Source organism: Candidatus Limnocylindrales bacterium, from assembly GCA_035626395.1.
Classification (GTDB): Bacteria; Desulfobacterota; Binatia; order UBA1149; family CAITLU01; genus DASPNH01.
This window is the reverse complement of the sequence record DASPNR010000030.1, coordinates 473,592-480,863: the sequence shown is the minus strand read 5'-3', so window position 1 is coordinate 480,863 and position 7,272 is coordinate 473,592. Positions and strand designations below refer to the sequence as shown.

The following is a 7,272-nucleotide window of genomic DNA, read 5'->3' as shown; positions in this document are numbered from 1 at the left end:
GATTCCACGTACTGCGTGATCGCTTCGGCCACGCCTGCGGCGCGCTGCGGCTGGTCGGCGCGCCGGTCGCTGGCGCCGGCGGCCTGCCGGGCCAGGTGATAGCGGACCGTGCTCTCGGAGACGCCCAGCAGCCGTGCGATCTGCCGGCTGCCCGTCCCCAACTCTGCCAGATGCCTCCTCGTTACCCTCGCGTCGACGCCCAGCTTCACCGCCCAGCCACCTCCCGCGGATGCGGGAATCTGGCCGGAGGCCGCCGCGGCGTCAGGTCAGAGGGTGCGCGAAACTGGCTGTCGCCTTACGGCGAGGATGGCGTGTCGCGCTAGCTGCGTCAGCGACAGCACATAAAGGTGGCGCTGCTCATCATCGACGAGATGGGCTTCGAACCCATGAGCCGCCAGGAGGCCAGCCTGTTCTTCCGCCTCGTGGCCCACCGCTACGGGCGCGGCTCGACGCTGATTACGACGAACAAGGGCATCCGCGAGTGGCCTGAGCTCTTCGCAGGTGACGAGGTCCTGGCAACCGCCATCCTCGACCGCCTGCTGCACCGCTCGAAGGTGCTCAATATCTCGGGCCGAAGCTACCGGCTGTGCGATGTCGAGCGGGCGGCCGGACCAAGGAACAGCTGACCGTGAAGTCGACGCGGCCTTTGTCCTTGGCTCTTCGCACACGGGACGTGCGGGCGGGCGGCCGGCTGGGCCTTGCGCCCGCTGATCACGCATCGCCGCCCGCCTGTCGTGCGATCGGCGAAGTGGCCCAATGCCGTCGCATGCAGGTAAAGCTCCTGAGACGACGGCGAAAGCAGGGGCAAAGCGAGGAAGCGGCGGCTGCGGCAGCCGGAATCAGCTTGCCGACCGCCAGGCGGTTCGGGACTGCAGGAACTGAAAGAAGTAATTGTCGTCGGGTGAAAGGACGCGAAGTGTGCGCGACGTGCGCGACGACTGCTACGCGGGCGAAGTGATCCGCGACCTGGCCGCGGCTCGTGACCGCGGGCTCCTGTGGTGCGAGCACGAGTACGGCATGCGCCGCCACAGCTCGACCGGCCGCATGCCCAAGGAGCATTTCCTGGCCGTGGAGCAGTCATGCCTGCTCCCTGCGCCCGAGTCGCCCTACGACATCCCGCTGTGGTGCGATCCGAAGGTGCCCGCCGACCACCTGGCCTCGGTCGCACGAGGCCTTTACAGCCTGCCGACCAAGTACATCGGTATGAAGCTGCGTGCGCGCGCCGACTCCAAGACCGTGCGCTTCTACGATCGGGGACGCGTCGTCAAGGTCCACAGCCGAGTCGAGCCCGGCCACAAGTCGATCGACGCGGCGGACTTTCCCCCGGAGAAAACGGCCTACGCAATGCGCGACGTCGACTTCCTGCGCTCGCAGGCGGCAGAGCACGGACCAGTCATAGGCCAGTACGCAAGCCTGTTGCTCGAATCTCCGCTGCCGTGGGCGCGCATGCGGCAGGTCAGAGGGCTGCTCTCGCTCGTCACCAAGTACGGAGCCGACGCTGTGGCCGAAGTCTGCGGGATCGCAATCACGTTCGACATGATCGACGTCCGGCGCCTGCGGCGCATGCTCGAGCAGCCGTCACCGCCGCCGCCCGCCACGACACCGAAACGAGCCACCGTCATTCCTATCGCGCGCTACCTGCGCGACCCGGCCCAGTACGCGCTGCCGCTGAAGTCGCGTCGCAGCCGCAAAGGAGAACCCGAGTCGTGAGTGATGTCATATCCAAGGACTTAAGGACCGTGCTCAAGGGCCTGCGTCTGTCACGCCTGCTCGACACGCTGCCGGAGCGACTTGCCCAGGCCCGCACGAGCAAGATGCCGCACCAGGATTTCCTGCTCGTGGTGCTCAGTGACGAGAGCAATCGCCGCCAGAGTAACCCGTGCGGTTCCGCGCCGACCGCGCCGGCCTCGACCAGGACATGCGCATGGAAGCCTGGGACGATACCGCTGCAGTCGTATACGACCGCGAGCTGCTCGCCGAGATCGTAACGCTGCGCTTTGTCGAAGCGCACCAGAACCTGACTCTGGTCGGCCCAGCCGGCGTCGGCAAGACGCATCTGGCACACGCGCTCGGCCACATCGCGACCAGGCGCGGTATCTCGACGCTCGTCGTACGAGGTGACCGCATGCTCAAGGCGCTGCGGCACGCCAGGCTCGACAACTCCTACGACGCCGAGCTGCGCCGTCTGCTCGCGCCGGACTTGCTGATCATCGATGACTTTGCCCTGGACGTCATGGACACGACCGAGAGTCGCGATGCATTCGAGGTCCTCACTGAGCGGCACAGGGCCGGTTCGATCGTCATTACCTCCAACCGCGATCCGGCCGAATGGCACGCACTTTTTGCAGATCCGCTCAGGGCGCAGTCCGCCATCGACCGCTTCGCCAGCGCCTCCTACGACCTGACGATCGAAGGTGAGTCCTATCGCGCCAGGCAGAAGCCGCAAATCGCGCGAAAATCTGCAGCCTATGCCCAGCGAGCTGCCAAGTGACCTCCACAAACGAAGTAGGAGCGACGATCGGCCGTCCGGCCGCTACCAGGGTAGCTGCCAAAATCGGCATCCGACGACGGCGGCGCGTTAGACAGAAGAGGCAACGTTAGGCACAAACGCCACGGTCACACCTCGCGGGAAGCAGGGGGAATGCTCCTGAACAACGCGGGCGGAATGACGGTGATCATCGACAGGTAGCGGGAGAGCGACACACGGGTCTTGACCGACGGGAGAGGTGGGAAGGATTATGCAGTTCGTTTACGCTTAGACTCTGGACCGATGCGACGTACCGATCGCCTCCGCCTCATATACGCTGAACTTCGGAGTACTGCGGGACTTAACGCGTCCGCCGGGGAGCTACTCGTTCTCGCGAATCTCATCGTCGAATCCTATGAATCTGATGCTGACAAACTCGACAGGTCTAACGAACGCACGCAGGACCGTGGCTTTCTTGCGCTTCCTATCGATGAAGCTATGCAAGATGGAGGGTGGCGCATTCTCGAATTCGAAGCGCGACGCAATTTTGGCCTCGATGAGCTTGACCCACTCGAATCTGCTACGTTGAGGAATCGGATCGAAACCTTTCTTGGGCCACATTGGCGCCCCCAGCTTGCGTGGGAGCAGGGTTCGCCAACCACTAAACGCAACTTGTTGAAGGTCGATGATGGCATTGATGCATGCGAAGGGACTGAACGCAGCAGCACGGGAGCATCTACTTGCCGGGAATCCGCTGACGCGGCTGGAGGCACTGATCCTGTTTGGCGTCTCGAATCTGCCGGAGCTCGTCTACGAGATGAAGAAGCAGAGGATCAAGATTGAGAAGCGCGACGTGCCCTATGCAACGGCAATGGTGCGGGTGAACAGGCATGCAACACTAAAGCCCCCACCAAATCTTCCGATACGCGAGATAATGCTGACGGAGTATTGGGTCAGTCGTTGAGACGGTTCTTCTCAGCACGCCAACGTCGAATCCTTGCGCTCATCGCCGGCGGCCGCTGCGGCCAGTGCGGAGTGCGGCTTCGGCAGAGTTTCCACGCGGACCACATCACGCCTTTCAGCCGCTCCGGTCCAACAATCGTGCAAAATGGCCAGGCACTTTGTGCACGTTGCAATCTTAAGAAGGGAGCAAAACTTATGCAGCTTCGTGAATGGCAGTCGCAGGCGCTCACAAAGGCTATTCAGTGGTTGGTCGAGAGGGCGGAGGACAAGCACTTCCTCATCAATGCGGCTCCGGGAGCCGGAAAGACCATTGCTGCGTGCGCTATTGCCAAGGAACTCATCGACAGAGGTTTGATTGATCGCGTAATCGTAGTCGCTCCTCGTGTCGAGGTGGTGCGGCAATGGGGCAAGGATTTTCACCTGGTAACTGACCGGTTCATGGGCAAAGTCACGGGTGCGGACGACTCGATCGAGTTCGATGTCTGCGCAACTTGGGCGGCAATACAAGACCTGCAAGACGCCTTTCAGGCTGTCTGCAATAGCAGTCGCGTTCTCGTCATTTGCGACGAACATCATCACGCCGCTGTTTCGGCGGTATGGGGAACGAGTGCCGATTCCGCGTTCGCCAATGCGGAGTACGTGCTGGTTCTTACTGGAACGCCGATCCGCTCCGATGCGAAGCCGTCGGTTTGGCTTGCGTACGATGACAGTGGAACGATCGACCATCCAGAAGAAGGAACGTACACACTGACTTATGGACAGGCCGTCGACCTCGGCTATTGCCGTCCAGCGACATTCCACCGCCACGAAGGCAGATTCACTGTCGATCTTGAAGGAGGTGAGCACGTGGTGGTGACCAGCAAGCAATCCGCAACGCTAACGCCCACGCTGGCCCGAATCCCGGGCCTTCAGCGCGCGCTCGACTTCTACCATCTGGCTCGCACGCCGCAGTACGAGGCTGACAACCGTACGCCGCGGATTGACGGCTACCAAGCGACAATGGTGGCATGGGCCAGCGACAAGCTGAACGACCTCCGGCACCGCATGGCCAATGCCGGAGGATTAGTTATCGCTCCGTCCATTGAGATGGCGAAGTATATGGCGGAACTGCTGGAGCGGATGGAAGGCGAAGCACCGACGATCGTTCACAGCCAGATGCAGAACGCTGAAACGCGTATCTCCGCTTTCCGGCACACGGATAAGCGATGGTTGGTTTCGGTTGCCATGATCTCCGAAGGCGTTGACATACCCCGCCTACGAGTCCTTATTTACTTGTCGAATGCGCTTACTGAACTTGCCTTCCGGCAAGCCATCGGCCGGGTCGTGCGCACGACTGGACCTGACGACGATACGCGCGCCTACGTAATTATGCCGTCCTTCGACATCCTTGAAATGTTCGCAAGACGCGTTGAGGAAGAAATGTCGTCCGCGGCTAGGGAGGAGAAAGGCTCACCAAAGACGAAAAAATGTCCTTCATGTACGACGGAAGCGCCTGTTGGAGCGCAATTCTGTGAGGTCTGCGGCTTCGAATTCCCAAAAACGCCGGCGCGTTTCAAACCATGCCCGAAATGCACAGGCCTCAACACACTGAACGCAAGAACGTGCCAGCATTGTGGTGAAAATTTCGGGACTAATTTCGTGTTAACACTTGATGAGGCCCTCCGCGCAGGCGCGATTGTTCGGGGAATGGACGTCGAGGAGGCGGATGTCCAAGAGGGGGAAGCGATGGCTGAGTCGGTGCGCAAGTTGGTCATGGCCAGTGGGGACGAGAAGCTCGTACGCATCATTAAGCAACTGCCGGAAGAAAGCTGGGCCCGATTAAAGAAGCTCCTAACGGAGGAGCACTAGCCTTCTTCGTCCCCAAACGGACTTAATAGGTCTCGTGCCTATTTCTACGCTCCGCTGCGTTTGGCGCAGGCGTTCAGCCGTGAGCTGCCCGCTTTAATTTCGGTCGGACGCGAACCATTGGGCGACGCATACGCAAATCAGGATGGGGTTGCATTCCATGTCGAGCGAACTCGACGTTGGCGACAGTTCCTATTAAAATCCCAGCGAGCACTACAGGCGCGTTCCTTGATAGTTTCGCCGCACCGGCCAGCGTCTTCGACTTGCGACCAAACGACTTATCGAGGCTCGCCGCGAGAATCTGCCGCGCTAGTGCTTCGTTTCGTGCGAGCAGGTCAATGACGTCCTGTGCGGCATCACTCAACTTATCGATTAGTGTGAACGGCCGTAGACCCCCAGGCCCGCGATGGCTCCACACGTCCTGCATATGCGCAACATCGGCGGTACGGATAAGCGTTCGGACACTGTCCAATCTGGTCTTTAGCTTAGCGGCGGTCCGGTCCGCTAAACACGGCAACATACGGTCAAACAGAGACGGGTCGAAGGGGAGCTCGTAGATGAATCTCGGAGTTCCGAACACAAGAGCGATCTTCCAGCCGATCATGTTGGACTTCTGAACGTTTCGCAGTTCGCACCGGACGCCGCTTTTCATCCGCAGAGTTGGTATAGCGAAGCAAAACGTTCGCTCCCACGGATAGGACGCGCGACGCCTGTCAGGGAGCACATCTTTTGATGGCATGGTCGGCGCTCCGAACGCTGCGATCGCTTGCGCTGGGCGGCGGATTTTGCGCCTCGGAACTCCGCGAAAGGCCTGCCCTATATAGAGAGCAAAAAGCGGCGGCACCGCATTCCCGACCATGCGAAGCTTTGACCCATAGCTGTCGCCGTAGAACTGGAAGTTCACCGGGAAGCCCTGCATGCACGCTCTTTCGCGGATGGTAAGGCGACGGACGCGGCCGCTGTGGGGCGGATCTTCGATGATGATGCTCTCCCGTGAGACTCTGGTGCACACGGCCGTGATGGTGCGAACAGTGCGATCCAGGGGATCTGGAAATGGCATATCATTATAAACGGGATGCAACTGCTTTCTTGCGTGGTTGATGCGCAATTCTTCATCGTTCAGGAAATCTGTGGGCAGGTGGTCTCGCAACTCAGACCGAGCAATACAGAGGTTGTAGATCGGATCACGGATATTGCGCACACGGCCCAGCGCCTTCACTACCTTCCCGAGGGTGATGGTTTCGGTAGCGGCGGCGTACGAGCGAAGAAGATCGAAATCAAAACTCCCGGCGATGCACCGACGCCTCCGTTGCGGCAGACCAAATTGTGCCATATCGAAAATTTCGTAACGTATCCCAAGCTTTGCGAAGCGGGCCAAGCGCCGTTGTGAGTGCAACTCTGTTTCGAGGATGTCCGCCATTCGCGGAACGTTCTCCATGGCCCATGCGCGTGGCTTTAAGAAGGCAACGATACTCAAAAACTTAATGACATGTTCTAGCCCGTCATCGATGTCACCATTACCGCCTCGGTTCGAGAAGGAGAACTCTGTGCAGGGCGGGCTGCCGACGACGATATCGATGTTCGTTGGTAAGGCCCGCAGCGGCAGGGAGCGTACATCGACCGTCTGCGTCGTATGCCCATTATTCTTCGAGTTCGTATCGTTTGCAGCGTGCCAGTGGTCATAGGCCGCCACAACGTCAATGCCTGCCATTCTCAGCCCCAGACCCCAACCACCTACTCCAGAATAGATATCTATAGCGCGCAGCCGTCGCCCCATAACCACCTCTGTAGTCCATTTGCAGCTTTATGCGTCGGAATTCTACTCAACTCAGCCGTGGAGATTTAGCTCGAAAGCGACGAAAAACGTAGCGCGAGGCCGACAAGTTCGCAGCAAAACAAGAACGCCCGTTGTCGTGGGATGCTCGTTATGAGCCCGCCATCAACCATCGCTCGACATCAACGTCACGCCCGGCCGCTTCGAGCATCTCGGCTTAGTC

7 protein-coding genes are annotated in these 7,272 nt (G+C 60.1%); 5 read left to right on the top strand and 2 right to left on the bottom strand.

What is annotated here, in order from left to right; all coding sequences use genetic code 11:
* On the bottom strand, window positions 1–209 hold a 209-nt coding region (locus VEC57_11510), incomplete at its 3' end, for a sigma factor-like helix-turn-helix DNA-binding protein (GenBank protein ID HYB99746.1).
* Between the two features lie 114 nt (window positions 210–323).
* Between VEC57_11510 and VEC57_11505 the strand changes: the two genes are divergently transcribed.
* The 5 genes from VEC57_11505 to VEC57_11485 all read left to right on the top strand — a co-directional run bounded on the left by VEC57_11505 (window position 324) and on the right by VEC57_11485 (window position 5,278).
* On the top strand, window positions 324–626 hold the full coding sequence (locus VEC57_11505; protein ID HYB99745.1) for an ATP-binding protein: 303 nt from the start codon (window positions 324–326) through the stop codon (window positions 624–626).
* A 292-nt stretch (window positions 627–918) separates the two neighbouring features.
* Window positions 919–1,710, top strand: coding sequence for a hypothetical protein (locus VEC57_11500; GenBank protein ID HYB99744.1), 792 nt, complete (start codon window positions 919–921; stop codon window positions 1,708–1,710).
* Window positions 1,711–1,879: 169 nt separating this feature from the next.
* A complete protein-coding gene (locus VEC57_11495) occupies window positions 1,880–2,491 on the top strand; it encodes an ATP-binding protein (protein HYB99743.1) in 612 nt (203 codons plus the stop codon).
* A 661-nt stretch (window positions 2,492–3,152) separates the two neighbouring features.
* Entirely contained in the window at window positions 3,153–3,431 is a 279-nt protein-coding gene (locus tag VEC57_11490; protein ID HYB99742.1) for a hypothetical protein, read from the top strand.
* Window positions 3,432–3,625: 194 nt separating this feature from the next.
* Window positions 3,626–5,278 carry a DEAD/DEAH box helicase family protein gene (locus VEC57_11485; GenBank protein HYB99741.1) on the top strand — a complete coding sequence of 551 codons (1,653 nt, stop codon included), beginning with the start codon at window positions 3,626–3,628 and terminating at the stop codon, window positions 5,276–5,278.
* Between the two features lie 73 nt (window positions 5,279–5,351).
* On the opposite strand, the gene VEC57_11480 is transcribed toward VEC57_11485, so the two are convergent.
* Window positions 5,352–7,052 carry a DNA cytosine methyltransferase gene (locus VEC57_11480; GenBank protein ID HYB99740.1) on the bottom strand — a complete coding sequence of 567 codons (1,701 nt, stop codon included), beginning with the start codon at window positions 7,050–7,052 and terminating at the stop codon, window positions 5,352–5,354.
* Window positions 7,053–7,272 lie beyond the last annotated feature (220 nt).

What these genes read in the sequence shown, in the direction of transcription:
- VEC57_11490 (HYB99742.1), top strand. Translation starts at nt 3,153, where the DNA reads ATGATGGCATTGATGCATGCGAAGGGACTGAACGCAGCAGCACGGGAG.
- VEC57_11485 (HYB99741.1), top strand. Translation starts at nt 3,626, where the DNA reads ATGCAGCTTCGTGAATGGCAGTCGCAGGCGCTCACAAAGGCTATTCAG.
- VEC57_11480 (HYB99740.1), bottom strand. Translation starts at nt 7,052, where the DNA reads ATGGGGCGACGGCTGCGCGCTATAGATATCTATTCTGGAGTAGGTGGT.